The following is a 547-nucleotide window of genomic DNA, read 5'->3' as shown; positions in this document are numbered from 1 at the left end:
CCCAGGAGTTCGTGACACCACCGGCGAGCGCGCCGTCGGAGGACTGCAGCCACTGCAGCAGTTCGAGCTGCCGGTCCAGGCTCTTCGCCCAGTCCTGCTGTCCGGTGGCGGACAACGGCTTCAGCGCCGGCACGTTCGACAACGCGTACGCGGCAAGGGGGTTCTGATAGCCCTGGTGCGAAGCGCTGTCGCCGATGCGCCACGCCCAGCCGTTGCTCGTGTCGGTCGCACCACCCCACGCGTAGTACCACGAGATCAGGTAGTGGTCGCTGTTCTTGCCGGTGCCCGCTGGGCAGGAGCTTGGGCTCGTGCAGTTGCCGATCTGCTTGAAGTACTTGTCGAACATCGAGTACCGCAGGTAGTCGCCCATCTTCGCGGCCTTCGCGACCTCGGGCGCAACCTGGGATCCCTTGCCCTGCGCCGTGGCCCACTGCTGGGCCAGCAACGCCACCTGCACCGCGCGGGCGTCCGCATCTGGTGCGTTGGTGTACTTCCACTGCTTGGCGTAGGACGAGTCCTTGGTGAACAGGTCCAGGTAGCCGTTGGG

1 protein-coding gene is annotated in these 547 nt (G+C 66.2%); it reads right to left on the bottom strand.

The annotated features are described in order from the left end of the window. Window positions 1-547 (bottom strand): glycoside hydrolase family 48 protein (locus tag UK23_RS48060; RefSeq protein ID WP_045318569.1); only part of this gene is annotated, 547 nt, incomplete at both ends.

Origin of the sequence: Lentzea aerocolonigenes (assembly GCF_000955955.1) — a bacterium.
Taxonomy (GTDB): Bacteria; Actinomycetota; Actinomycetes; order Mycobacteriales; family Pseudonocardiaceae; genus Lentzea; species Lentzea aerocolonigenes_A.
Note: the sequence above shows the minus strand (reverse complement) of the source record. Positions and strands in the feature narration are given on the sequence as shown.